Genomic DNA, 25,283 nt, shown 5'->3' with positions numbered 1-25,283 from the left:
TTGTATGAATGCCAATTAGGCATCACCAGCTTCATCAGAATTGGAGTCAACTGCTGGATCAGCGGAAACATCTTCCTCTTCACCATCATCCAAATCATTCTCATCATCAGAATCGCTTTCAGCAATACGCTGCAAGCCAGACAAACGCGTACCTTCATCGACGTTGATCAAAGTGACGCCTTGTGTTGCGCGTCCCATCTCACGAATCTCTGAAACACGTGTGCGCACCAAGATGCCGCCAGTAGTGATCAACATAATTTGATCTTCAGGGGACACCAAAGCAGCGGCAACAACTTTACCGTTACGCTCAGTTGTCTGAATTGCAATCATGCCTTTGGTGCCGCGACCATGACGGGTGTATTCACCAATCGGAGTGCGTTTACCAAAACCATTTTCTGTTGCAGTCAATACGCTGCTTGGAATAGCGAGGCCATTCGCATCAACCACAACTGCTTCGGCACCTTCAGCAGCTTCAGCTGGGGCAACTAACATGGCAATCACTTGATGACCTTCACCCAAGTTCATACCGCGCACGCCGCGCGCTGTACGACCCATTGGACGAACATCATTCTCATCAAAACGCACCGCTTTACCAGCGTCAGAGAACAACATCACATCATGCTGACCATCAGTAATGGCTGCACCAACTAAGAAGTCGTTTTCATTTAAGTCAACAGCAATAATTCCAGCTTTACGTGGATTGGAGAAGTCAGACAAACGCGTCTTCTTCACTGTACCCAGGCTCGTTGCCATAAAGACGTAATGATCATCTTGATATCCCTTGATTGGGAGAATCACAGTAATCTTTTCGCCTTCAATCAATGGGAACATATTGACGATCGGCTTGCCACGTGAGTTACGGCTACCTTGTGGAACCTCCCACACCTTGAGCCAGTACATGCGTCCACGATCAGAGAAACACAGAATGATGTCATGCGTATTCGCAACGAAGAGTGTTTCAATCCAATCTTCATTCTTAGTAGCTGCAGCTTGCTTGCCACGACCACCACGTTTTTGCGCACGGTATTCACTCAGAGGCTGACTCTTCATATAACCAGTGTTAGAAAGTGTGACCACCATATCTTGCGGAGTGATCAAATCTTCTGTGAACAACTCGGTTGCATTCATTTCAATAAATGAACGACGACCAGTGTCACCACCAGCAATACCAAATTCAGCTTGCACTTCTTTTAATTCAGACTCAATGACTTGAGTGACGCGCTCTGGCTTAGCAAGTAAGTCGAGTAAGTCAGAAATCTCTGCCATCACATCTTTGTACTCATTAACGATCTTGTCTTGCTCAAGGCCAGTCAAGCGTTGCAAACGCATCTGCAAAATTTCTTGCGCCTGGCTATCAGACAAACGATAGAGGCCGGTAGATTGCATGCCGTACTCAGGCAATAAACCTTCAGGGCGATAAGCGTTGCGACCGCCCGGAGTATCCGTCTCAGCGCGCGCTAACATCTCGCGCACCATAGAAGAATCCCATGCCTTGCTCATCAATTCTGACTTAGCAATCACTGGGTTTGCAGCAGCTTTAATGATGGCAATAAATTCATCAATGTTTGCTAATGCAACAGCCAAACCTTCTAAGACATGACCACGCTCGCGTGCTTTGCGTAATTCAAAAATCGTACGACGTGTAACCACTTCACGACGATGCTGCAAGAAGTACTCAAGCATTTGCTTCAAGTTCAACAGGCGCGGTTGGTTATCTACCAATGCCACCATGTTCATACCGAAGTTATCTTGCAGTTGAGTGCTCTTGTACAAATTATTGAGAACTACTTCAGGCACTTCACCACGCTTGAGCTCGATCACGACGCGCATACCTGACTTATCAGATTCATCGCGCAGATCAGAAATACCTTCTACTTTTTTCTCATTCACCAACTCAGCAATTCGCTCGAGCAAGTTCTTTTTATTTACCTGGTATGGCAACTCATCGACGATGATGGCCTGACGAGCACCCTTATCAAGGTCTTCAAAGTGGGTCTTGGCGCGCATCACTACACGGCCACGGCCAGTGCGATAGCCCTCACGAACACCTTGAACCCCATAAATAATGCCGGCGGTCGGGAAATCTGGGGCCGGAATGATCTCAATCAGCTCGTCGATCGTGCATTCTGGGTTGTGTAGGACGTGTAAACAGGCTGTAACGACCTCATCCAGGTTGTGCGGGGGGATATTGGTCGCCATACCCACGGCAATGCCTGAGCTGCCGTTAATCAGCAAATTAGGCACTTTTGCAGGAAGAATCAGGGGTTCTTTCTCGCTACCGTCGTAATTTGGCCCGAAATCCACGGTTTCCTTGTCCAAATCGGCCAATAACTCATGGGCGATCTTACGAAGGCGGATCTCGGTATACCGCATTGCAGCAGCGTTATCGCCGTCTACGGAGCCAAAGTTACCCTGTCCGTCAACCAGCATATAGCGCAGAGAGAAGTCCTGGGCCATGCGAACAATGGTGTCATACACCGCAGAATCGCCATGTGGGTGGTATTTACCGATCACATCGCCAACTATACGGGCAGATTTTTTGTAAGCACGGTTCCAATCGTTGTTTAATTCATACATCGCAAATAAGACCCGGCGATGAACCGGTTTGAGGCCGTCACGTACGTCTGGCAGGGCTCTGCCGACAATGACGCTCATTGCGTAGTCCAAATAGGACCGCCGCATTTCGTCTTCTAGGGATATTGGTAGTGTTTCTTTAGCGGCTTGTTCCATTTAGAAATAATATCATTTTGATGACTGATAGCCCCTATGCTAATATTCTGTCAGTTTGTACGAAATTGAGATGTGTCGCTTTGCGGTTTTTTGCTTCAAAGTAGGGCGAATTACATTTAAGTTTGACTTTAATTAAAAAAGAGATTTTTGAGGACTAAAAATGAACAAAACCCTAAAAGTGTTGCTAGCTTCTGTTATCACTGTTTCTGCTTCTGCAGCAATGGCTTCTGATAACTGGGAAAACAGCTCTGGCTTGAATTGGAAAAACGGCGACGGCACATTGTGCTGGCGTGATAACAACTGGACACCTGCAACTGCTGCTAAGGGTTGTGATGGCTGGTTAGCTCCTAAAGCTGCTCCAAGCATCAGCCAAAGCAAGATCACTTTGCAAGCTGACACACTCTATGACTTCGACAAAGCTACATTGAAGCCAGAAGGTAAAGCTACATTGGACAAGATCGCTGCTGACTTGAACAAGATCAAATTAGAAGTAATTATTGCTGTTGGTAACACTGATAGCGTTGGTACTGATGCTTACAACATGGCTCTCGGCCAGCGTCGTGCTCAGTCCGTTAAAGCTTACTTGGTAAGCAAAGGTGTTGACGGTAGCCGTATTTACACAGAATCAAAAGGCAAGAGCAATCCAGTTGCATCAAATGCAACTGCTGAAGGCCGCGCTAAGAACCGCCGCACTGACATCGAAGTTGTTGGTACAGCTGCAGTTAAGTAATTCTTTTTACTTGTAAAAAAGCCCGGTTCTGCCGGGCTTTTTTATTTCCGCTATATTCGTAATTCATTCATCTCCACGCGCTTCTGCGTCTTTAATCCTATGAACGTCGATCAATCTGAAATCGCTAAATTTAGCGCCCTAGCCCATCGCTGGTGGGACCCCCATAGCGAATTCAAACCCTTACATGCGATCAATCCGTTGCGCCTCAATTGGATTAAGTCTTTTGTTGATCTCCAAGGCAAGAAGGTTCTGGATGTCGGCTGTGGCGGTGGAATTCTGGCGGAATCTATTGCTCAATCTGGAGCTGATACGTGCGGCATTGATTTATCTGAAAAAGCCCTTAAGGTCGCTGAATTACACGCCCTCGAAGTAGGCGCTACCCTCAAATACCGCTCTATATCAGCAGAGGCGCTAGCTGAAGAAGAGCCAGAACAATACGACGTTGTGACTTGCATGGAGATGCTAGAACATGTTCCAGACCCTGCCTCAGTAGTTCGAGCTTGCGCAAAGCTCTGCAAGCCGGGTGGTACCCTCTTTTTTAGCACCTTGAATCGCAGTCCTAAGTCCTACTTATTTGCCATTATTGGCGCGGAATACATCCTGCGCCTCCTCCCTAAAGGCACTCACGAATACGCTAAATTCATTAAACCTTCTGAATTGCTTGCATTTACACGCCAAGCAGAGTTGGACATGATCGGCATGAAAGGCATGAGCTACAACCCCATCACCCAGGTCTATAGCCTTGGTGAAGATGTTGACGTGAACTACATGATTGCGGTGCGTAAATGAGTAGTGGGTTAGCCAGTCCTTACAAGGGTGTCTTTTTTGACCTAGACGGTACCCTTGCCGATACTGCCCCAGACCTTGTGGCAGCTGCAAATCAACTCCTAATCGCCAGAAATCTCACGCCTAAACAATATGAAGTCTTGCGCCCTTGCGCCTCTGCTGGAGCCCGTGGCCTGATTGGTGGGGCATTTGGAATTAACCCTGACCACCCTGACTTCATTCCCTTGCGGGATGAGTTTTTTGCGAACTATGAGAAGGCTTTGCTAGTCAACAGCGTGCTTTTTGAGGGCATAGATCACTTATTGAATCAACTGGATGGCGCTAAGCTTCCTTGGGGCATTGTGACAAACAAGAGCGAGCGCTTCACCAACCCCCTTACTGATTTAATGGGCCTGCGCCAAAGAGCCGCATCAACAGTCTCTGGCGATACTACCCCTCATTCAAAACCACATCCTGAGCCAATTTTGCACGCCGCCAGAATCGCCAATGTTGACCCAGCTAGCTCCGTATACGTTGGTGATGACATTAGAGACATCTTGGCAGGCAAAGCAGCGGGTATGAAGACGATTGCAGCAGCCTACGGCTATTGCGGCTGTGATGAGCCACCAGAAGCTTGGGGCGCCGACTATCTTGTGCGCCACCCAAAAGAATTGCTAGAAATCATCTTCCCGCGATAGGGCTTAATTGGGAATCTGCAAGATATCCAACAATTTAAGGCTAAGAGCCTTAAAATAGAGCTTCCAATGCATGAACTCCGGGGTCGACATGGTTTCGACGTGGATTACAAAGCATCAAGGGCATACCGAGGACCCGTTATCTCGTAAATCAATGGGAATGTAATAACTGCAAACGACGAACGTTTCGCACTAGCCGCTTAATTGCGGTTGCCCCTGAACTGATTCTCTCTTGGGTCAGCTAGCGCAAGCTAGATCAGGGTCATTTACAAGAGATAAGATCATTTCATGTCACGGGGAATGGTTCGAAAACTTAGTGAATCGCCAGCGTGGAACATGTCAGTCTGTGACTAGCTAGCTAAATTAAATGATATGACTAAGTATGTAGAACTTGTTGTAGAGGATTTGCGGACGCGGGTTCGATTCCCGCCGACTCCACCAATTAGCAGTCAATTGATTTGATCAATAGGCAAACGCCACCTTCTTAGGTGGCGTTTTTCTTTCCTTCTCTTTTTTACTTCACATTGATTACATCAACGCTTTGGTGTCTTACCAATAATCTTCACTGCCCTCAAGAAATCAAAGTCGACACCCTTATCTGCTTGTGTGACTGTATCCAAAAATAGTTTTAGGTAGCCACGCTCTGCAGTCGGTTCGATCACTGGATTGTCTTTTGCACGCTTCGCTAACTCTTCATCCGAGATCAATAAACTAATCTCGCGATTCTTCACACTGAGCCGAATACGATCACCATTCTGCACATGCGCAAGCGGCCCACCTACCGCCGCTTCTGGAGTCACATGCAAGACGATGGTTCCAAATGCAGTACCGCTCATGCGGCCATCAGAAATCCGCACAATATCTTTTACACCAGCACGAGCCAGCTTCATCGGAATCGGAATGTATCCCGCTTCAGGCATGCCTGGAGCGCCCTTCGGGCCAATGTTCTTAAGCACCAAAATATCGTCAGCCGTTACGTCTAGATCTGGGCTATCAATACGATTGGCGAGGTCTTCACTATTTTCAAAGACAACAGCGCGACCCTCATGCTCCATGAGTTTTTCATTAGCAGCAGATTGTTTAATGATGGCGCCGCCAGGAGCTAAGTTTCCATGCAGGACCGCAATGCTGCCACGCGGATAAATTGGGTTATCAAACTTGCGCACGACATCTTGCTTAAAGCTTGGCGGAGCCGCGTCAATCTCCTCACCTAAAGTGCGCCCTGTTACTGTCATCGCATCTAACTTTAATAAAGGCTTGAGCTCACGTAGCAATGTTGTCATACCGCCAGCATCGTGGAAGTTCTCCATGTAATGATCACCAGAAGGCTTTAGGTCTACCAACACCGGCGTCTCATCGCCCATCTTATCGAGGGCATCCAAATCAATCTCTAAACCCATACGGCCAGCGATAGCGGCTAAATGCACGATGCCGTTTGTAGATCCACCAATCGCTAATAAAACGCGCATTGCGTTTTCAAAAGCGTCTGCTGTTAATACCTTATCAATGGTTAGGCCGTCTTTTGCCATTTGCACAGCACGAGTACCAGTCTCTTCCGCAACCCGAATGCGGTCTGCAGTTACTGCCGGAGGGGTTGCACCACCAGGCACTGTCATCCCCAATGCCTCAGAGATACAAGCCATCGTGCTTGCCGTACCCATCACAGAGCAAGTGCCTACGCTGGCCACCAGTTGATCATTAACTTCATCTTTTTCAACTTCATCAATTTCACCAGCGCGGAATTTTCCCCAATAGCGGCGGCAGTCCGTGCAAGCACCCACACGCTCGCTACGATGAGAGCCGGTCAGCATGGAACCAGTGATCAACTGAATTGCTGGAAGACCTGCAGAAGCAGCGCCCATCATTTGCGCTGGCACTGTTTTATCGCAACCGCCAATCATGACTACAGCATCCATCGGCTGAGCTCGTAGCATCTCTTCGGTATCCATCGACATCAGGTTACGCAAATACATACTGGTCGGAGCAGCAAAACTCTCATGAATAGAGATCGTTGGAAAATCCATCGGCAAACCACCAGCAAGCATCACACCACGTTTCACAGCCTCAATGAGTTGCGGCATATTGCCGTGGCATGGGTTATATGCGCTACCGGTATTAATGATGCCGATAACTGGACGATCTAGCGCGCTATTAGTGTAGCCTGCACCTTTAATAAATGCTTTACGCAAAAACAAAGAGAAGCCTTTGTCGCCATAGCTCGTTAAGCCCTTACGCAAACCACTCTCTGTGGATTGCTTTTTCTCTTTGTCAGCATTACTTGTCATAAATAATTCTTTAAATAAAAAAATAAATAGAAATTACTACTCAGCTTTGATGTCCGCTTCTTTAATCACTTTTTCCCAGCGTTTTACTTCTGCAGCCAACAACTCTGCAGATTGCTTAGGTTTTGTCGGCGTTGCAGCATAGACTCCCTGCTTTAAAAAAGCCTCTTTAACCTCTGGGTTTACCAAGAGTTTAGCGATAGCGCTGTTGAGTTGATCAATGATCGCTACCGGCGTGCCAACTGGGGCTAAAACGCCAAAGGTGGAGCTCACCTCTAGAGCCGGCATACCCGACTCAGCGGTGGTAGGAACATCTGGCAACATCGAGATGCGCTTAGCAGTTGTCACTGCCAACGGACGCAATTGACCAGCGGTAATGAATGGCAATGCTGCTGGAACCGTCTCCACCATCATATTGACCTGACCTGCAACCAAATCGGTCATTGCGGGGCCACTACCTTTATATGGGACATGCGTGATTTTGATGCCCGCTTCTTTTTGGAAAATCTCAGCACCCATTCTTTGAGGCGCACCCGCACCGGAAGAGGCGTAATTTAATTTATCTGGATTAGCCTTTGCATAATCAATTAAGCCTTTCAAAGTTCTTACCGGGACATTGGGATTCACAACGACCACCAAAGGTACTGAACCAACAATCATGACTGGCGTGAAATCCTTCAGTAGGTCGTAGCGCAATTTACCCTTTTCGAGAGTCGCCATAGTTGAATGCGATGTAACGGCTCCCATCAATAAGGTGTAGCCATCTGGGTTTGCCTTAGCAACAGCCTCTGCACCTATATTGCCACCAGCACCACCGCGATTTTCAACTAAAACTTGCTGCCCTAAGGATTCACCAAGATTCTTAGCAAGAATGCGTCCAATCACATCAGTAGCCCCGCCTGGAGGATAGGGAACAATCAGCTTAATAGGTCTATCTGGATAGGCGGCGTGCACTGCAGCAGAAAATCCAAGAATGAGGATACCCCGAGCTATAGCACGACATAATTTACCGAATTGAAACGTAATCATTTTTGTCTCCGTAAACAACTTTATTTTTATGATCTCAATATACTAAACTTTGCTTTCGCACACATTTGAGCGTGCTAAGCTCAGCACCACATTAATGCCAAGGACCACCATGTCAACTATTCAACCTTTTCATCTTGCGTTTCCCGTAGATAACTTGGAAGCAGCCCGCACGTTTTACGGAAGTACCTTAGGTTGTGCAGAGGGTCGTAGCTCAGATGAATGGATTGACTTTGACTTCTTTGGACACCAACTGGTTGCCCATCTTGCACCCCAAGAATGCGGCAATGCAGCCTCAAATGAGGTTGACGGTCATCAAGTTCCCGTAAAACATTTTGGGGTGGTTCTGACGATGCCGGATTGGCACGCTTTAGCTGATCGACTAAGCAAGAGTGGCATCAAATTCATTATGGAGCCGCAGATACGGTTCAAGGGCAAAGTTGGTGAACAAGCTACGATGTTCTTCTTAGATCCTGCTGGCAATGCTTTGGAGTTCAAGGCATTTGAAGATCCAAGTCAGCTATTTGCTAAATAATTTCTGATTTCTTGCGTTGACTACTTAATACTCAATCGCCAGAGTGAGGTGGTTTCAGCGGCCCTAGCAAAGTAAAGTAAATCAGCCTCATCCCCTGATTTTGGATGCTTGGGCTTGGTATCAATACGCCCCAGAACAACTAAGCCAGCACTCTCAATCCAAGAGAGTAGCTCTTGCCGAGTTCTTAACTCGAGATACTCAGCCAAATCAGACAGAATTAACCAAGCCTCACCCTCCGGCAATAAATGATCTTTTAATCCCGCTAAAAATCCTTTGAGCATTTGACTGTCCGGATCGTAAACCGCATGCTCTAACGTAGAGCTAGGTCTTGCAGGAACCCAAGGTGGATTGCACACAATCAACGAAGCTTTTCCTGGTGGGAATAAATTGGCTTTCACAATTTCTATTTGCGAGCCCAGATTTAGAAGTGCGATATTTTCTTTGGCACAAGCAAGCGCTCTATCATCTTGATCGGTGGCAACAATTTTCTGTATGTCACGCATTGCCAAAATAATAGAGAGCACCCCAGTACCAACACCAATATCAAAGGCCGTAGATTCAGCATCTAAAGCCTTGGGCAATGGAGCGTTACAGACTAGCTCAATGTACTCACCACGAACAGGTGAGAAAACACCGTAATGAGGATGAACAAACACTGGCTCACCATTTTCATCAGCAAGAATAGGCAAGCCATTTTTGCGCCACTCATGAGCACTAATTACACCCAAGAGCTCACGCAAAGAAACCACATAAGACTGACTAACAGCGCCATATGCTTCTTCACATGCCTGTGAAATATTCGGTGCACGACGCAATGAAATCGTATGGTCTGGGCTGCATTGGATTAACAACATACCCAGTATTCGGGCTCGTTGAGACTGAACGAGTCGATGCTGATTGAAGATATCTTTTGCTGTTTTCTTTGGGGTAGCGTCATCCGACTTAAATACCCTCTTGCCTGCGCGCTTGGATTTTTTGGAAGGTTTATCTATTCGTCGAACCAAAGCCTGTAATAGCTGGCGGGCATTCTGGAAATCACCTTTCCAAAGAATTGCAGTACCCTCGCAGGCTAAATGATAGGCATCATCTGCCGTCAAAGTGTCATCAGCAGTGACCACTTTCTTATGGGCTGCAATACCATTCTCAGAATGCCAAACTGCAGAGCAAGCTTGACCGCCCTCTTCCCAGCAAATGGAAACATCTTGCATCATGGCTTACTCAGGAGGATGCTCCTCTGGATTGACATTTAAAGCAATTAAAAAACGAGAGACCATGTTGTAAGCTGCCACCACCGTCACCAACTCCACCGTGTCAGTATTTCCTAAGGTAGCTTGCAAACGCTTCATCAAAGCGCTATCGACCTGAATATTTCGCGTCATCTGAAAAGTCAACTCTGCAGCATCATTTTCAACATCTGAGAAAAGAGCCTTCGGGAAGCTAGGCTGCCCAATTAAGCGCAATGCCTGAACCTGCTCTTCAGTACCGCCAGCTTTGATAAACGGAGGTGCGTGATGAAAGAACTCATATTCCGCACCATTGAGAACTGCGACGCCACACATTGCAAGTTCACGCAATTTTGGATCTAAGGAAAGATTGTTGCGGATCTCACCTACAAAATGATTCCATCCCTCAGCAATGGGGGTGCTATGCAAGAGCATGCGGTCTAAATTAATAAACTGACCACCACGCCTCTTGCGAATAGCTGCCACAAGCTCAGCAGGCTCAGCCAAATCCATCGGCTGGTAAGGAATTAAACGTTCACTCATCTTTAATCCTTATTGCGTTTCTTTAATATTGTTTTCAATGACAAACTTGCCCCAGACTGCAATTTGCTTGCCAATAAAGTCGCGCAGAGTCTCTGGATTGCCAGCAACAATTTCAATGCCCTGTGTTTTTAATTTCTCAGAGACTGATGGTGTCTTGAGCGCCTTCGTCACAGCCTGATTCATCGCATTCACAATTGCTGGGGGTGTTTTACCTGGAGCCAATACTGCCCACCATGCTGGCGCATTAAAGCCAGGGAAGCCGCTTTCAGCGATGGTCGGAACATTTGGCAACTGAGGAGATCTTTTGGCAGTTGTGATAACCAGAGGAATTACGCCGCCACTATCAATGTGCGGCTTAACCAAAAACTCTGAACCAATAGCCAACTGCACTTGACCGCCAAGAACATCTTGCATTAAAGGGCCGCCGCCGCGATAAGGAATGTGATTCCAATCAAAGCCAGCTTGTTTAGCCAAACGTGCCATTGCTAAATGACCTAAGCTACCAATCCCGATAGAGCCATAGCTAAATTGTTTGCCAGCCTTGGATAGATCAACTAATTGCTTAAAGCTGGTGATTCCAGAATTCTTACTTGCAACCAGAACCATTGGCGAGGTACCAATTAAGGTTACAGGCGCGATATCTTTAATCGTGTCGTAGGGAAGCTTATCTTTGAGGCTTGGATTTACGCCATGCGTGTCAAATACAACCGCAAAGGTATAACCATCTGGATCCGATCTTGTTAAAGCTGCAGTGCCAATTACACCGGATGCCCCACCTATGTTTTCAACAATGACGTTTTGCTTTAATTCAGCCTGTAGTGCTGGGGCTAAGGTTCTCGCCACTTGGTCCACAGACCCACCTGGCGGGAAAACAGCAATCAAGCGAATTGGCTTTTGGGTGGGCCAGGTACCTAGTCCAGCCGTCTGAGCGCTAACAATAGAAGCGCCAAACATTAGAAATACGCTCAATAAGAGCGCTTTTTTAGTTATTTTCCAGAAAATCGGCATTACATCATCTCCCTCGATTAAGACTGCAAGATTAACACCCATCTCAGCAGCTTGTTCGATAATAGATGCCGGAGCCAGATGAGATTAACCATGAAACCAATTTTGAACATAGCCGCCTATTTATTTGTCAGCCTAGACAATTTGACGGAGCTACGCGCCAAGATATTGGATGACTGCAATGCTCGCCATCTAAAAGGAACTATTCTCTTGACTGCTGAAGGCATCAACATGTTCTTGGCAGGAGATGAAGCGGAATTACGCGGCTTTCTAGATTGGCTGCGCCAAGATTCTCGCTTTACTCCCCTTCAGGCAAAAGATAGCTGGTCTGAAACACAGCCGTTTAAAAAAATGTTGGTCAAGATTAAGAATGAAATCATCCGCATGAACCATCCGACGATTCGTCCGGAAGAAGGTCGCGCAAATTTCATTACGCCAAAAAAATTACAAGAGTGGCTTGACCGAGGTACAGATGACTTCGGGCGCCCTGTTGTGATGGTGGATACACGCAACGCCTTCGAGGTCGAATACGGCACCTTCGAAAATGCACTGCATTTCAATATTGAGAAATTTACAGAATTTCCCGCAGCAATTACTGCGCATAAAGATGAGTTGGCTGATAAAACTCTAGTGAGCTTTTGTACTGGCGGAATCCGTTGTGAAAAGTCCGGCCTCTACATGCGTGAAATTGGCATGCAACATAGCTACCAACTTGAAGGCGGCATTCTCAAGTACTTTGAAGAAGTTGGCTCCGCACACTACACCGGTAGCTGCTTTGTATTTGATGAACGGGAAGCGCTGGAGCCTAACTTAGACTCCATCCCACTAGAGCGCTCTATCCGAAAGAAACAAACTACCTAAATAGCAAAGGTCTTAACCCGATTTACCCACCAAAGTCATATGCTCAACAAAAGGTGGTTTTACAAAAAATGGGCCAACAATTGCACGCCATTCAGCAAAGGCGTCAGAACCCCTGAAGTCCACCGTATGGTTCTCAAGGCTATCCCAATAAATCAATAGCAAGTAGCGCGCTGGGTTTTCAATGCTGTGATTAACTTTAAATCCTCGAAACCCTTTAGCTTTGGCAATGACGGTATTAACGCCACGCAAAATAGCCTCTTCAAACTCAGCGGCCTTACTAGGGTCAATTTCTAGATCGCAGTGCTCCAAAATCATGGGAATTTCCTTTGTCAAAATTGCTTAGGGATCGATAGTAAACTCAAACAGAATAACAAATCAGCAAAGAGAGACATGGCCAATTTACCCAATATTGTCGTCCTAGGAGATTACGAACGCGCCCTGCGTCGCTTCTCTGATTGGAATCGGATAGAGCAAAGCTCAAATCTCACCATTCACCATGAGCCATTCCGCGATGAAGCTTTATATGAAGCGGTTAAGGATGCCGATGTCATTGCCATTGTGCGTGATAGATCGCCTTTTAATGAGGCCATGATTGCGAGACTGCTAAAACTCAAATTATTAATGTTCACAGGCAAACGCAATGGCACTCTAGATAGCGCTGCCCTCCTTTCGCGGAATATTCCGATCGCCTGCACGCCAGGAGGCCCATCTAAAGAAACTACCACTGAGCTAACTTGGGCCCTAATCTTGGGAGCATCAAAACAACTGGTAGGCCAAAACAATCTGCTGACTTCTGGTGGCTGGCGTAATGAACTCTCGGTCCTGCCGATGCTTGCGGGTGAGCGCCTCGGAGTTATTGGTCTGGGCGCCATCGGCAGCTCTGTTGCTCGCGTTGGCAAAGCATTCGGGATGGAGCTTGTCACTTGGAGCCCCAATATGACGCCAGAGCGCGCCGCCGTTGAAAACGCAAAATCCGTTAGTCTTGATGAGCTACTCAGCACATCAAAAGTAGTTACCATGCACTTAGTGGCTGGCCCAGGAACCAAAGGCCTCATTAGCGCTGATCAACTTGCCTTAATGCGTCCAGACTCGATTCTGGTAAACACATCACGATCCGCATTGATCAATATGCCTGACTTATGCGCCGCCCTTAAACAGGGGCGTCCTGGCCAAGCTGCAGTAGATGTATTTGATATTGAACCTTTGCCATCCAATGATCCGCTACGCAATACCCCGAATCTACTGGCAACTCCGCACCTTGGTTTTATTGCAGAACCTATTTTTGAAACTTTCTCAAAAGGTATTACTCAAACGCTAGAGGCTTGGCTTGACCAAAAGCCAGTGCCGCATCCTTTTGAACCCTAATACTTTGAAGACACTCACCCCATCGCAATTATTTATCAGCTTCAGCAAAATCGGCATGTCTGGTTTTGGTGGGGTGTTGCCATGGGCACGACGTACCCTAGTTGAACGCGACAAGGTATTGAGCTCGGAAGAATTTAGCGCCATTTTGGGCATCTGCCAAATTGTTCCAGGCCCGAATATTGTGAATCTTGCGGTGTGTATTGGCTCTCGCTTTGCTGGCGCCAGAGGCGCATTGGCAGCCGTCCTTGGTTTAACACTGGGACCCATCTGCATTGTGATGCTGTTGGCCATTCTCTATACACATTACAGCTACATGGAGTCGATACAAGGTGTGCTGCGAGGAATTTCTGCAGTTGGGGTTGGTTTAATCGCCTCCACTGGCATCAAAATGTTGCGCGACGAGTTACGCTTTCCGGCAATGCTACTGGTGGTACTGGTTACCGTAATCGCAGCCAGCTATTACCAGCTAGGACTTGGTTGGGTAGTGCTCATAGCCTCACCACTTGCCTGGTTCTTGGCGCAAAAGAAGGCTCGCAAACTATGAGCATATTGCTAAGCCTATTTTTAAAACTCTCTGCCTTTTCTTTGATTGCCTTTGGCGGCGTAAATGCCTTGCTTCCAAGCTTGCTGAAATTATCGGTTTATCAAGAGCATTGGATAGACCTTCAAACTTTTGCTGATTATTTTGCGATTGCGCAAGCTGCACCAGGGCCGAACTTTATGACGGTCACGTTAATTGGCTGGCATGTTTATGGTGTTTTAGGAGCGCTAATAGCTACTGTTGCAATTTCATGGCCATCATCCATTCTGGTCTTTCACTTACAGCGCCTGATACTAGGCATGCAGGATGCTCATAAAAAGAAGTCGATTCAATATGCGGCTGCAGCTCTAGCCATTGGCCTAGTGCTCTCTTCAGCCTGGCAGATTGCTTTACAAATCAATCATAGCTACGCAGCCTATGCGCTGACACTATTCACTATTGGAATCACTGTTTTTACTCGTTGGCATCCTTTGTATTTAATTGGACTTGGTGCCGCTCTAGGAGCATTGGGGCTTATATGAAGATATTCAAAATATTGCAAATTGCTCTTTTGTGTTCAGCGAATATCCTCATTGGATCCGCACATGCGCAAGCAAACTATCCCAGCAAACCGATCAATTTGATCGTGCCTTATGGCGCTGGTGGTAGCGCTGATTCTCGCAGCAGGCAGCTAGCTCAGAAAATGAGTTTGATTTTGAAGCAACCGATTGTGATTGATAACAAACCTGGCGCCGGTGGAAATATTGGTACCGAATTTATTGCAAGATCAGCGCCGGATGGCTACACGATTGGCATGGGGAACTTTGCACCCATGGCAGTTAATAAAACCTTGTTTGGCAACCTCCGCTACGACCCTGAAACCGATATCAGCCCAATCATCTTGATTGAGAAGGGGCCCTTAGTTTTAGTTGTTCACCCAAACTCACCCTATAAAACTATTCAAGATATTGTCACGGCAGCGAAAGCGAAACCAGGCACCCTCACCTTCTCTTCAGGGGGTATTGGCGGCAGTCATCAATTATCTGCAGAACTATTTATGCAGAATGCCGATATCAAAATGATTCATGTTCCGTACAAGAGTGGGTCTGCTGGTTTAACAGACCTCATGGGTGGCAACGTCGATATGATGTTTGATCAAATGTATTCAGCAGTGCCCAACATCAAAGCAGATAAGTTACGCCCTATCGCCATCACAAGTAAAAAGAGATCCCCGCTCCTGCCAAATGTTCCTAGCTTTGCCGAGGTTGGTTACCCCAAGGTTGAGGTACTAAATTGGCAAGGATTTATCGCGCCCGCTAAAACTCCCAAGCCGATTATTGACAAGCTAAATGCTGCAGCTAATGAAGCTCTAAAAGATCCACAAGTACGTGAAATCATGCTTTCTCAAGGAAATGAAATTGGCGGTGGAACTCCAGCTGATTTCGCAGCACTGATTAAGTCTGAGGCCGCGAAATGGAGTACCGTAGTCAAGGCCGGAAATATCAAGCCCGAATAGGCATGACTGAAAAGCTTACTTCAGTGCTTGGTAAGTCAAAATACCCAAGAAAGTAAGGCACAGCGAGCCGAGCAAATGCAAGAGCGCAGTACCCAGCGCCCAAGTCACCTCACCACGCTGCATAAATCCTACAACTTCAGCAGAAAAGCTGGAGAAGGTTGTAAGACCACCCAAGAAGCCGGTAATCACAAACAGCTTCCATTCTGGAGAGAGATTGGGATTATTGCCAAAGAAAGCTACCGCAATACCAATCAGATACCCGCCCACCATATTGGAAATAAAGGTTCCCAAAGGAAGCATTGAGGCAACGCCCACTGTTGCAAGATTAAAACCTGCCCTCAGTAATGCGCCAAGACCGGCACCGAAGAAGATTGCAAGGATAGATAGCCACATAGAAATATTTATTGGATTGTAAAAGTAAGCATACCGATGGAACCCATTTCTATTCCATCAACTTGCGTCTTAGGCATCTCACCCTGCTCTTGCTGGGCGAGCACATACAATGCCGGCCAATAGTGCTCGGGGGTTGGAATAGATAAATGAGCAGCATCACCAAATTGCTCCCAATGAATCAGAGTCTCATGGTGATTAGCTTTCATTTCTGAAACAAAGAAATCGTTGAACTCTTTAGCCCATGGATAAGGGGTTGCCCCCTCCTCCCAATGGATTGTGCGCAAGTTATGCACCACATTGCCGCTTGCCAGAATCAAAATGTTTTCATCACGTAAAGGGCGCAATTTTTTAGCCAGCTCGTAATGCTCATTTGCAGATAAGGAGCCATCTAAACTCAACTGAACCACAGGAACATTGGCGTCTGGATAAAGATATTTGAGAACAGACCAAGCGCCGTGATCAATACCCCATTCATTCTCTTCAAGTACGACAGGAACGCCAAGTAATTCTTTTACGCGATCGGCAAGCGCAGGACTTCCTGGTGCTGGATACTGAATATCAAACAAGGCTTGCGGAAATCCGCCAAAGTCATGAATCGTTTTTGGTTTGGGCATTGCGGTAACCCATACTCCACGGGTTACCCAATGAGCCGAGATGACTAAGATAGCATCTGGCCGTTTGAGTGATTTACCAAGATTGGCCCAAGCAGCTGTATAGCGATTGGGCTCGATGGCGTACATCGGACTGCCATGGCCAGCAAATACTGCAGGTTGGCGATGGCTAGTCATTAATGCAGATTAACCGAATACGTAACCAGTATGAGCTGCAACCAATGCAAACAAAATAGCCAAGCTTGTAGCGGCTGCCAACATCACGATCAAAGTAATGATCTTCTTGTTGATTTCGTCTTTCGTTTCTTTATGCCATTCGTTCATGCTAAATCCTCATTAAACACATTAATTAGTAGCGTAATTATCCACTATCGGCCGCGGCCAGCCTTACGCATCATGGCTTTTCCGCCTCCAAAGCCTGCCTGAGGCCTACCACCAGGACCAGATGGGCCTTTGGGGGCTGGTGGACGGGCTACTGGCTTCGCCGCTACTGGCTTGGCTGGGGTTTTTGATTCAGGTTTTTTATCGTCAGTCACTTTTTGCTCCTATGGATATCATATTGCCATGATTACTGACTATTCTATCCAAGCTGTCGCAATTAATGCGATTCCCTTGATTTTTGCCATCACTATCCATGAGGCCGCCCATGGCTATGCAGCACGTCAATTTGGTGACAATACAGCCTATATGCTGGGTAGAGTAAGCCTTAACCCTATTAAACATATAGACCCCGTGGGGACAATCCTCATCCCCTTGCTATTGATTTTGTCAGGATCCCCTTTTTTAGTTGGCTATGCCAAGCCAGTGCCCGTGAACTTTGGGCGCCTACGCAACCCCAGAATCGACTCCATTTGGGTAGCTTTAGCTGGCCCTGGCTCCAACTTCATTCAGGCCCTAATTTGGCTAATCCTGCTTATTGGATTTGTTGGGCTTGGCATCAATGAAAAGTTCCTCATATCCATGTCACAGGCTGGCATTACCTGGAATTTAGGTTTGCTGGTTTTCAACCTATTTCCGCTTCCGCCTCTCGATGGGGGCCGGATACTTGCGGGCCTTCTCCCGGCGCGGCAATCCATTGCCTTGGGTAAGTTGGAGCCCTGGGGCTTTTTTATCGTTCTCGGCCTAGTGTTTACTGGGATTATTGGTAGCCTTTGGATGACTCCTTTGATGGCCTTTTTTGAGTGGTTGATTCTCTTGCTGACCAGCCCCTTAAGAATGATTTTCTAAGGAAATTCAAATCGGCAAAAATCAGCATTCGAGAGTATGCTGAACCAATACAGCGTCGTATCTTCCATCTATTGAAATCATTGGAGTCCTCATGAAAATCAAACATCTTGTTTTAGCCACCCTTGCACCAACACTATTGCTGAGTGGAATTGCCTATGCGCAATTTAAAAAACCTGAGGATGCAATTAAGTACCGTCAAAGCGCGTTTACTGTGATGGCAAATTCTTTTGGAAAAATTGGCGCCGTAGTTAAAGGCGAAGCACCATTTAATAAAGATGAAGTTGCTAAGAATGCAGCCGTTGTTGCAATGCTTTCCACTTTGCCATGGCAAGCATTTGGTCCAGGCACTGAAGGTGGCAACGCACTACCAGCAGTATGGTCTGATAACGCCAAATTTAAAGCTGCAGGAGAAAAAATGCAGCTAGCTGTAGCCAACCTCAATACTGCTGCGCAGTCAGGCGATCAAGAAGCAATTAAAAAGGCATTTGGTGCAGCCGGCGCTACCTGCAAAGGTTGCCATGACGACTTCAAGAAAAAGTAATTAGTTCGTTATCAAGTAACCCACAATCACCGCAATTAGGCTGAGCAGCAACATCGCCAAGCCGCGTTGCCAAGCTCCATCCTTGGAGGCTTGACCCAAGTCAGCAGGTAGATATTTTGCCTCCTCGCTTGGGTCGATTTCTTTATCGCCCAGCAACATTGGCTTAATTAAATTCTCACCCTTGAATTTTTGATAATAAAAAATTGCACAGAGGTGAACAACAATCAAAATAATCAGAACCTTTTCATTCTGATGATGAATCGAAGTTAAAAGCTCAACCGTTCCATTGGAAACATGTTTTGCTAGCGGCCCCTCAAATGCGATATCGTCATTTGCAAAAAGACCGGTCACCGCTTGAAGGCCAATCGAAAAGAGTAAACCCAGAACAGATAGCGCGCCCAAGGGGTTGTGGCCAAGACTCGCCTTAGCTTTGCCAGATAAATAATTCAGAAGGCCTTTTGGGCTTGGCACGAAATGAATGAAACGGGCGTGGCGAGAGCCAATCAAGCCCCAGCAGATTCGAAAAACAACTAAGGTCAGAACGCAATAACCGACTCGCGCATGGAACTCCATCGCATTACCGCCAATCTTGACGGTCACAAAACTCAAAATAATTCCGAGAACCAAAAGCCAATGAAAGAGGCGGATCGGCAAATCCCAGACGCGAATGATTTTTTTCATAACTTAAGAATAAATCACCACATGGGATTGCTCCCGATTTATTTAATCTCCGGCAGATCCTTCTGAATGATCTTCAAGCCTTCACGTAAAGCTTCTTGATAACGCTCTCGCTCTGCTTTCATCGTCTCTGCCGTCCAAGAATAAAAACCTTCACCAGTTTTCATTCCCAACTTGCCACTAGCGATACGATCGCTCAAACATTTTGCAATATCTGGAGAGTTATTCAGAGTGGGATAAATTGTTGCGCCACCGGCACCATGCACATCTAAACCGGCGTGGTCTCTCTGCATTGCTGGTCCAGCAGCGATATAGCGGAAACCAAAACCAAAACGCACTGCCTTATCAATATCTTCTAAGCTCGCAATACCTGCATCGACCATGGCGAAGGCTTCACGTGATAAAGCGTGTTGTAAGCGATTTGCTAAGAAACCTGGCAGATCTTTTTTAACAGTAACTGGCACCATACCGCAGGCCGTCATCAATCGAGAAAGGCTTTCGCCAACCATGGGGGAAGTCTTCGCTCCATAAACCACTTCTACACAAGGCACTAAGTGGGCAGGCATAAAGAAATGCAGTCCAATCATTCGCGCTGCCGTTTTCAAGCCTTTTGAAATATCACTAATCGGGAAGCTCGTGCTATTACTTGCCAAGACCGCTTCTGGCTTTGCATATTGTTCAAGCTTGGCAAACAACTCTTGCTTAATATCTAAACGCTCAGGCACGCACTCAATGACTAAATCCACCTCTGGCCAATCTATCTCCTCTAGTGAGCCGGCGGTAGAGAGCAAATGCAGGCGATGCTCGTAGCCCAAATCAATCATGGTGTTGGCAAAATAATCGGGCAACAGTGCCCTGCGCTCAGTAGTGGGTTCTAGAACCTGCACAGCACAACCCCCGCGAGCGCAAACAGCCGCCACATCAGCGCCCATAGTGCCGCCACCAACGATGACGACTTTAGTTTCGGATGGGGTAAACAACATCTCAATTTCTCCTTCGGGGGCAAGATAAGGATTACAAATCCTCTTACAATGTTTTCATTATTCCAATAAAAAAGTAAGTGAGACATGATCCCAGTCAATTCGGTACTGCAGGTCGGACAATTTCCAGAAATAATGCAATTGGAGATTGATAAGCGACTGAGCACCACTAAACTACTCGATCCCCAGGGCGGCCTTCCCGATGGCAACTTCACCGCCATCCTTACCCGTTCAAATACTCAAATCCCAAAAGAATTGCTGGAGAAAATACCGGGCATACAAATGGTCGCCACTTGTGGTGTGGGCTATGACAACCTCCCCCTGGACTATCTCAAGACCAATGGAATCAAAGCCAGCAATACCCCGGGCGTTCTGAATGATGCGGTCTGTGAGTTAGCCATTGGCATGCTGTTTGGCTTATTGCGCCGCATTCCTGAGGCTCAGGACTTTGTCAAAAGCACTGCTTGGTCCAAGACTCCCTTCGCCATCACCACCACCCTCGCAGGGAAATGCGTTGGGATTGCAGGGATGGGTCGTATTGGACAAGATCTAGCAAAACGCTTAGAACCTTTTAAGGTCAAACTGGCTTACACCGGTCCCACTCGAAAAGAATTGCCTTACGAGTACCTTAGCGACATTAAGTCCCTGGCCAAGGCATCGGACATTCTTATTCTTGCGTGCCCCGCTAGTCCAGAAACAGAAAAAATGATTAATACAGAAGTTCTAGAAGCTTTAGGGCCGAAAGGCTATCTGATTAATATTGCACGAGGCAGCGTAGTGGATGAGGCTGCACTTTTAGTTGCACTGCAGCAAAAAATGATCGCTGGCGCAGCCCTCGATGTATTTGAAAATGAGCCAAATCCAAACGTCGGCTTCTTAAATATTGATAATGTCTTACTAACCCCGCATATTGGAAGCGCCACTTCTGAAACGCGACAATTGATGACGAACCTAGCAATAGATAATTTAGAAGCTTTCTATAATAAAAAACCACTTCTGACTGAAGTAAAAAATTAAATTGGAGTAAGCATGACGATTTCCCTACACCCTTCCACATTACCTGCAGTGCTCTCGCCTGTATTAACTCCATTTAAAGAAGATGGCACTCCAGACGCCAAAAAATTACTGAAGCAATGTCAATGGCTCGAAGCCAATGGTGTTGGCCAAGCAATCTTCGGTACAAACTCAGAAGCCAACTCTATGTCTGCTCCACAAAAGATGGGCACATTAACAGCGCTTATTGAAGGCGGCTTAAATCCTGCGCATATGATGCCTGGTACGGGCGCCACGTCGATTGATGCCACAGTGAATATGACACGTCACGCAGTTCAACATAAGTGTGCGGGTGTCTTAATGTTGCCACCTTTTTATTACAAAGACGTCACTGACGATGGTCTCTTTGCCTACTTCTCTGAAGTGATTCAAAAAGTAGGTGATGCTGCATTACAAATTTACATCTACAACATTCCGCCGGTTACCAAAATCAATCTGAGTCTTTCTTTGTTGGAGCGCTTAACCAAGGAATATCCAAAAACCGTTGTAGGCATGAAAGATAGTTCTGGTGATTGGGCTTATACAGAATCAGTCATTAAACTTTTAGCGCCTTCAGGCTTCCGCGTATACGCAGGTAGCGAAGTCTTCTTAATGCGCGCCCTGCGTGCAGGTGGCGTTGGTTGCATCTCCGCCACTGCTAACGTAAACCCTAGGGCTATCGCTGAATTAGCGGCCCATTGGAGAGAATCTGACGCAGATCAACGTCAAGCCGCCTTAGATCAAGTACGCTCAGTATTTGCTCAATATCAAATGATTGCCGGTATGAAAACTGCAGTTGCCCATTTCAGCAAAGATTCAGAGTGGTTACGCGTACGCCCACCACTCATGCAGCTCAGTGCCGACCAGCAAGCCAAGTTGCTTGGCGAGCTACAAAAGATTAATTTCAGCATGCCCGGCCTTTAATTAAATAGAAATAAAACAGGAGACAAAAATGAAGCTAATTAAAATAATTGCTCTATCGCTCACTATGTTGTTTAGTGCAGCACAAGCACAAAATATTTCAGTAGCAACCGGTGGTACTGGCGGTGTTTATTACCCAATGGGTGGTGGACTTGCCTCAGTACTCTCTAGCAAGGTTCCTGGAATGTCTGCAACCGCTGAAGTTACTGGCGGCTCAGTAGATAACCTAAACCTCATCGGCACAGGCAAGCCTTATGTTGGCTTCTCGATGGCCGATGCTGCTAAAGATGCTAAAGATGGTGAAGGTAAATTCACTAACAAGAAAATTGATTTGCGCACACTCTTGGTCCTTTACCCAAATCTCATGCACGTTGTGACAGTAGACTCTACTGGCATTAAGTCCATGAAGGATCTCAAAGGTAAGCGCATTAGTACAGGTGCCCCAGGTAGCGCAACTGAAGTGATGGCATTTCGTTTGCTTGAAGCTGCTGGCTTAGATAAAGACAAGGACGTCAAGCGTGAGCGTTTGAGCGTAGCCGAATCTGTTAACGCAGTAAAAGACCGCAAAATTGATGCATTCTTCTGGGTTGGTGGTTTACCAACTGCCGCTGTAACTGACCTCGCTAATAGCCCTGGCATGAAAATCGTCATGATTGATAACGCTGCTGAAGTCGCTGCCATGAATAAGAAATACGGCAATTTGTATTTCGCTGCCAATATTCCTAAAGAAACCTATAGCGGCATGGGCAAAGACAATAAGGTTGCTGGTGTAGCCAACATCCTCGTAGTTAACGCCAATATGCCTGATGATGAAGCCTACAAAATTGTGAAAGCTGTCTTTGATAACAAGCTTGAATTGGTTCGTACTCACAAGGAGTACATCAACGTAACCCTTGAGAATCAAAAACAAAGCTCCTCACCAATCGCATATCACCCAGGTGCAGCAAAGTATTTCAAAGAAAAGAACATTAAATTAAATTAATTTAATTTCACACTGACATCAGGAGTGCCTACAAGCACTCCTGAATTTTTTGATAGTTCCGCATTAGCAAGACAAAAAAAGACGTATATAAAAAAATAGGTAGAGACATGACACAAGCTGTGATTGATAACGAAACACAAGAAAAATTAGATGCCTTCATTAAGCAAGAGGAAGGTGATTCAAATGACTACAAAGGTCTCTTGGCCAAGTTCATCACCTTGGTGGCGGTTGGCATGTCACTCTTTCACCTCTATGCTGCTTACTCGATTGTTCCAACCCAGCAACTGCGTGTTATCCACGTAGCCTTAGTACTGTTTTTAGTTTTCCTAAGCTTTCCGATTGCAGCCCGATTTAAGAACCGCCTCATGTGGTGGGACATCCTATTTGCTGTCGGCTCGATAGCTGTCGCCTATTACATCCTCAGTGGAGGTGACGATCTTTTTGATCGCAATACCGCCCCGAATTCAACTGACGTCATGTTTGGCGTCTTTCTCATCGCCCTAATCCTAGAGAGCGTCAGAAGAACGAATGGCATGGTCTTGGTAGTAGTGACCTCTCTTTTCTTGGCATACGCCCTCTTTGGCAACTACTTACCTGCCCCATGGACACACAAAGGCTACGACCTTGATCGTCTGGTTGGTTACATGTTCATGACGCTGGAGGGTATTTATGGAACTGCGGTAGACGTATCAGCCACCCTCATTATTCTGTTCACTATTTTTGGCGCCTTCCTCCAGTTCACCGGTGCTGGCAAATTCTTTATTGACTTCTCTTTTGCTGCTATGGGCGGTAAATCTTCTGGTGTTGGTAGAACGATTGTTCTCTCCTCATTCTTGTTGGGCGGCCCATCAGGTTCCGGCGTAGCTACTACTGTTACCGTTGGTTCAGTAGCTGCTCCAATGCTCGATAAAGTCGGTTACGAAAAAAATGCGGCAGGTGGTTTGCTAGCTGCCGGTGGTTTAGGCGCAATCATCTCTCCGCCTGTTCTTGGCGCAGCAGCATTCTTGATCGCTGACTTTTTAAAGATTTCTTATTTAGATGTGTTGCTAATGGCAACCATTCCAACCATCCTTTTTTACCTTGGCTTATTGGTCATGGTGGAAATTGATGTACGCAAGTATGGAATGAAGAACATCCAGTTCAAAGCAGCAGAATCTGCCTGGCAGTTAACCAAAAAATATTGGTTCCACTTTTTCTCATTAGTCTCGATTGTGGTCTTCATGATGTTTGGCTTCTCGCCAGTCATGTCCGTGTTCTGGGCGACCGTGGTATCGGCGCTCTCGAGCATGCTGCGTCGTGACACCGCCATCATTCCTTGGGAATGGTTCCAAGGCAAAGAGAAGATTTTTTCTGGTCTTTACAACTCCAACCTTACTAAAGCGCTGGCATCTGGCTCTACCGGTGTTCTAGCTATTGCAGTAACCTGTGCTGGAGCTGGATTAATTGTTGGCACTGTTACATTGACCGGTTTAGGCTTGAAGTTCAGCTCTATCGTCATTCAGTATGCGGGTGGCTCGCTCTTGCTTACCGCCATCTTCACAGGCCTCGTAGTTTGGGTTGTCGGGCTTGCTGTTCCAGTAACTGCGTCATACATTATTTGTGCCGTGATCGCGGCACCTGCGCTGATTAATCTCGGCGTTCCAGAATTTGCAGCGCATATGTTTATTTTCTATTACGCGGTACTTTCTGAGGTATCCCCTCCGACAGCGCTTTCCCCTTTTGCAGCTGCAGCTATTTGTAAAGGTAATCCATACAAAACCACTTTGCAAACTTGGAAGTATGTTGCCCCAGCAATCTTGGTGCCATTCATGTTTGTGCTTGATAAGTCGGGTGTGAGCTTATTGCTAATGGGCTCCACTACTGCTTTAGAGCAAGCGGATTGGGCTCAGATTGCCTGGGTTTCATTTACAGCGGTAGTTGGCATCATTTGCTTGGCTGGTGGACTGCAAGGCTGGTTTATTGAAAAGACCAAAATCTTTGAACGCATCATTATGGTTATCGCAGGTGTGGCACTGGCCTACCCATCAACCGAGGCTGACATCATTGGATTTGTAGGATTTGGTTTGGTACTGATTACTCAGTCAATCACCCATTTCAGATTGAATCCGAAATCCAGCTAAGA

The 25,283-nt window shown here is 46.6% G+C and carries 28 protein-coding genes and 1 other RNA gene; 16 read left to right on the top strand and 13 right to left on the bottom strand.

Annotated features, from left to right (window positions below; translation table 11 throughout):
* Nucleotides 1–15 precede the first annotated feature (15 nt).
* On the bottom strand, nucleotides 16–2,730 hold the full coding sequence (gene gyrA, locus ICN25_RS06040) for a DNA gyrase subunit A (protein WP_216180136.1): 2,715 nt from the start codon (nucleotides 2,728–2,730) through the stop codon (nucleotides 16–18).
* A gap of 160 nt (nucleotides 2,731–2,890) precedes the next feature.
* Here gyrA and ompA point away from each other — a divergent pair, with 160 nt between their 5' ends.
* The 4 genes from ompA (at nucleotide 2,891) to ssrA (ending at nucleotide 5,361) form a co-directional block, all read left to right on the top strand.
* Nucleotides 2,891–3,460 (top strand): outer membrane protein OmpA, encoded by a 570-nt coding sequence (gene ompA, locus ICN25_RS06035; RefSeq protein ID WP_216180132.1) that lies wholly within the window; start codon nucleotides 2,891–2,893, stop codon nucleotides 3,458–3,460.
* A 99-nt stretch (nucleotides 3,461–3,559) separates the two neighbouring features.
* Entirely contained in the window at nucleotides 3,560–4,249 is a 690-nt protein-coding gene (gene ubiG, locus ICN25_RS06030) for a bifunctional 2-polyprenyl-6-hydroxyphenol methylase/3-demethylubiquinol 3-O-methyltransferase UbiG (protein ID WP_216180129.1), read from the top strand.
* Nucleotides 4,246–4,923: an HAD family hydrolase gene (locus ICN25_RS06025; protein ID WP_216180126.1), complete on the top strand. Its 678-nt coding sequence runs from the start codon at nucleotides 4,246–4,248 to the stop codon at nucleotides 4,921–4,923. The genes ubiG and ICN25_RS06025 overlap by 4 nt, the downstream gene beginning before the upstream one ends.
* A 79-nt stretch (nucleotides 4,924–5,002) precedes the next feature.
* Nucleotides 5,003–5,361: a transfer-messenger RNA gene (ssrA, locus tag ICN25_RS06020) on the top strand.
* Nucleotides 5,362–5,453: 92 nt separating this feature from the next.
* Here the strand turns inward: ssrA and ICN25_RS06015 are convergent.
* Nucleotides 5,454–7,205 (bottom strand): IlvD/Edd family dehydratase, encoded by a 1,752-nt coding sequence (locus tag ICN25_RS06015; protein WP_216180123.1) that lies wholly within the window; start codon nucleotides 7,203–7,205, stop codon nucleotides 5,454–5,456.
* Nucleotides 7,206–7,241: 36 nt separating this feature from the next.
* Complete coding sequence (locus tag ICN25_RS06010; RefSeq protein WP_216180120.1) at nucleotides 7,242–8,231, bottom strand: tripartite tricarboxylate transporter substrate binding protein; 990 nt, start codon at nucleotides 8,229–8,231, stop codon at nucleotides 7,242–7,244.
* Nucleotides 8,232–8,340: 109 nt separating this feature from the next.
* Here ICN25_RS06010 and ICN25_RS06005 point away from each other — a divergent pair, with 109 nt between their 5' ends.
* The gene (locus tag ICN25_RS06005) at nucleotides 8,341–8,763 is read left to right on the top strand and encodes a VOC family protein (protein ID WP_216180117.1); all 423 of its coding nucleotides are present in this window, start codon (nucleotides 8,341–8,343) and stop codon (nucleotides 8,761–8,763) included.
* Nucleotides 8,764–8,783: 20 nt separating this feature from the next.
* Here ICN25_RS06005 and ICN25_RS06000 read toward each other — a convergent pair whose 3' ends face one another.
* Genes ICN25_RS06000 through ICN25_RS05990 form a run of 3 tightly spaced genes read right to left on the bottom strand, consistent with a single transcriptional unit; the run spans nucleotide 8,784 to nucleotide 11,579 of the window.
* Nucleotides 8,784–9,974 (bottom strand): methyltransferase, encoded by a 1,191-nt coding sequence (locus tag ICN25_RS06000; protein WP_370624705.1) that lies wholly within the window; start codon nucleotides 9,972–9,974, stop codon nucleotides 8,784–8,786.
* A 3-nt stretch (nucleotides 9,975–9,977) separates the two neighbouring features.
* On the bottom strand, nucleotides 9,978–10,529 hold the full coding sequence (locus ICN25_RS05995; protein WP_216180114.1) for a carboxymuconolactone decarboxylase family protein: 552 nt from the start codon (nucleotides 10,527–10,529) through the stop codon (nucleotides 9,978–9,980).
* A gap of 9 nt (nucleotides 10,530–10,538) precedes the next feature.
* Nucleotides 10,539–11,579 carry a tripartite tricarboxylate transporter substrate binding protein gene (locus ICN25_RS05990; RefSeq protein WP_255536706.1) on the bottom strand — a complete coding sequence of 347 codons (1,041 nt, stop codon included), beginning with the start codon at nucleotides 11,577–11,579 and terminating at the stop codon, nucleotides 10,539–10,541.
* Nucleotides 11,580–11,627: 48 nt separating this feature from the next.
* On the opposite strand from ICN25_RS05990, the gene ICN25_RS05985 reads away from it, so the two are divergent.
* A complete protein-coding gene (locus ICN25_RS05985) occupies nucleotides 11,628–12,395 on the top strand; it encodes a sulfurtransferase (RefSeq protein ID WP_216180111.1) in 768 nt (255 codons plus the stop codon).
* A gap of 12 nt (nucleotides 12,396–12,407) precedes the next feature.
* On the opposite strand, the gene ICN25_RS05980 is transcribed toward ICN25_RS05985, so the two are convergent.
* Nucleotides 12,408–12,710: an antibiotic biosynthesis monooxygenase gene (locus tag ICN25_RS05980; protein WP_216180108.1), complete on the bottom strand. Its 303-nt coding sequence runs from the start codon at nucleotides 12,708–12,710 to the stop codon at nucleotides 12,408–12,410.
* A gap of 75 nt (nucleotides 12,711–12,785) precedes the next feature.
* Between ICN25_RS05980 and ICN25_RS05975 the strand changes: the two genes are divergently transcribed.
* Genes ICN25_RS05975 through ICN25_RS05960 form a run of 4 tightly spaced genes read left to right on the top strand, consistent with a single transcriptional unit; the run spans nucleotide 12,786 to nucleotide 15,796 of the window.
* Nucleotides 12,786–13,760 carry a D-2-hydroxyacid dehydrogenase family protein gene (locus tag ICN25_RS05975; RefSeq protein WP_216180106.1) on the top strand — a complete coding sequence of 325 codons (975 nt, stop codon included), beginning with the start codon at nucleotides 12,786–12,788 and terminating at the stop codon, nucleotides 13,758–13,760.
* Nucleotides 13,761–13,764: 4 nt separating this feature from the next.
* A complete protein-coding gene (locus tag ICN25_RS05970; protein WP_216180104.1) occupies nucleotides 13,765–14,304 on the top strand; it encodes a chromate transporter in 540 nt (179 codons plus the stop codon).
* Nucleotides 14,301–14,822, top strand: a complete 522-nt coding sequence (locus ICN25_RS05965) for a chromate transporter (protein ID WP_216180102.1) — start codon at nucleotides 14,301–14,303, stop codon at nucleotides 14,820–14,822. Before ICN25_RS05970 ends, ICN25_RS05965 begins: the two co-directional genes overlap by 4 nt.
* Nucleotides 14,819–15,796, top strand: coding sequence for a tripartite tricarboxylate transporter substrate binding protein (locus ICN25_RS05960; protein ID WP_216180099.1), 978 nt, complete (start codon nucleotides 14,819–14,821; stop codon nucleotides 15,794–15,796). Before ICN25_RS05965 ends, ICN25_RS05960 begins: the two co-directional genes overlap by 4 nt.
* A gap of 15 nt (nucleotides 15,797–15,811) precedes the next feature.
* Here the strand turns inward: ICN25_RS05960 and crcB are convergent, their stop codons facing one another.
* From crcB to ICN25_RS05940, 4 genes are read right to left on the bottom strand one after another with little or no spacing between them, the layout of a single operon-like run.
* Nucleotides 15,812–16,189 (bottom strand): fluoride efflux transporter CrcB, encoded by a 378-nt coding sequence (gene crcB, locus ICN25_RS05955; RefSeq protein ID WP_216180096.1) that lies wholly within the window; start codon nucleotides 16,187–16,189, stop codon nucleotides 15,812–15,814.
* A gap of 8 nt (nucleotides 16,190–16,197) precedes the next feature.
* On the bottom strand, nucleotides 16,198–16,977 hold the full coding sequence (ygiD, locus tag ICN25_RS05950; RefSeq protein WP_216180093.1) for a 4,5-DOPA dioxygenase extradiol: 780 nt from the start codon (nucleotides 16,975–16,977) through the stop codon (nucleotides 16,198–16,200).
* Between the two features lie 9 nt (nucleotides 16,978–16,986).
* Nucleotides 16,987–17,124, bottom strand: a complete 138-nt coding sequence (locus tag ICN25_RS05945) for a hypothetical protein (RefSeq protein ID WP_173960827.1) — start codon at nucleotides 17,122–17,124, stop codon at nucleotides 16,987–16,989.
* A 44-nt stretch (nucleotides 17,125–17,168) separates the two neighbouring features.
* Entirely contained in the window at nucleotides 17,169–17,336 is a 168-nt protein-coding gene (locus ICN25_RS05940; RefSeq protein WP_015421675.1) for a hypothetical protein, read from the bottom strand.
* Between the two features lie 28 nt (nucleotides 17,337–17,364).
* Here ICN25_RS05940 and ICN25_RS05935 point away from each other — a divergent pair, with 28 nt between their 5' ends.
* Together ICN25_RS05935 and ICN25_RS05930 are read left to right on the top strand one after the other, a co-directional pair.
* A complete protein-coding gene (locus ICN25_RS05935; RefSeq protein WP_216180090.1) occupies nucleotides 17,365–18,027 on the top strand; it encodes a site-2 protease family protein in 663 nt (220 codons plus the stop codon).
* Between the two features lie 91 nt (nucleotides 18,028–18,118).
* On the top strand, nucleotides 18,119–18,568 hold the full coding sequence (locus ICN25_RS05930) for a cytochrome c (RefSeq protein WP_216180086.1): 450 nt from the start codon (nucleotides 18,119–18,121) through the stop codon (nucleotides 18,566–18,568).
* Here the strand turns inward: ICN25_RS05930 and ICN25_RS05925 are convergent, their stop codons facing one another.
* Complete coding sequence (locus ICN25_RS05925; protein WP_216180084.1) at nucleotides 18,569–19,249, bottom strand: cytochrome b/b6 domain-containing protein; 681 nt, start codon at nucleotides 19,247–19,249, stop codon at nucleotides 18,569–18,571. It abuts the gene before it with no gap.
* 38 nt (nucleotides 19,250–19,287) lie between these two features.
* Nucleotides 19,288–20,229: a 3-hydroxyacyl-CoA dehydrogenase family protein gene (locus ICN25_RS05920; RefSeq protein WP_216180081.1), complete on the bottom strand. Its 942-nt coding sequence runs from the start codon at nucleotides 20,227–20,229 to the stop codon at nucleotides 19,288–19,290.
* Between the two features lie 84 nt (nucleotides 20,230–20,313).
* On the opposite strand from ICN25_RS05920, the gene ICN25_RS05915 reads away from it, so the two are divergent.
* The 4 genes from ICN25_RS05915 (at nucleotide 20,314) to ICN25_RS05900 (ending at nucleotide 25,281) form a co-directional block, all read left to right on the top strand.
* The gene (locus ICN25_RS05915) at nucleotides 20,314–21,243 is read left to right on the top strand and encodes a 2-hydroxyacid dehydrogenase (protein ID WP_216180078.1); all 930 of its coding nucleotides are present in this window, start codon (nucleotides 20,314–20,316) and stop codon (nucleotides 21,241–21,243) included.
* A 12-nt stretch (nucleotides 21,244–21,255) separates the two neighbouring features.
* Nucleotides 21,256–22,182 carry a dihydrodipicolinate synthase family protein gene (locus tag ICN25_RS05910; protein WP_216180074.1) on the top strand — a complete coding sequence of 309 codons (927 nt, stop codon included), beginning with the start codon at nucleotides 21,256–21,258 and terminating at the stop codon, nucleotides 22,180–22,182.
* A 28-nt stretch (nucleotides 22,183–22,210) separates the two neighbouring features.
* A complete protein-coding gene (locus ICN25_RS05905) occupies nucleotides 22,211–23,161 on the top strand; it encodes a TAXI family TRAP transporter solute-binding subunit (protein WP_216180071.1) in 951 nt (316 codons plus the stop codon).
* Between the two features lie 107 nt (nucleotides 23,162–23,268).
* On the top strand, nucleotides 23,269–25,281 hold the full coding sequence (locus ICN25_RS05900; RefSeq protein ID WP_216180069.1) for a TRAP transporter fused permease subunit: 2,013 nt from the start codon (nucleotides 23,269–23,271) through the stop codon (nucleotides 25,279–25,281).
* The last annotated feature ends 2 nt before the right edge of the window (nucleotides 25,282–25,283 follow it).

Source organism: Polynucleobacter sp. 80A-SIGWE (genome assembly GCF_018882295.1).
In the GTDB taxonomy this organism is placed as follows: domain Bacteria; phylum Pseudomonadota; class Gammaproteobacteria; order Burkholderiales; family Burkholderiaceae; genus Polynucleobacter.
Note: the sequence above shows the minus strand (reverse complement) of the source record. Positions and strands in the feature narration are given on the sequence as shown.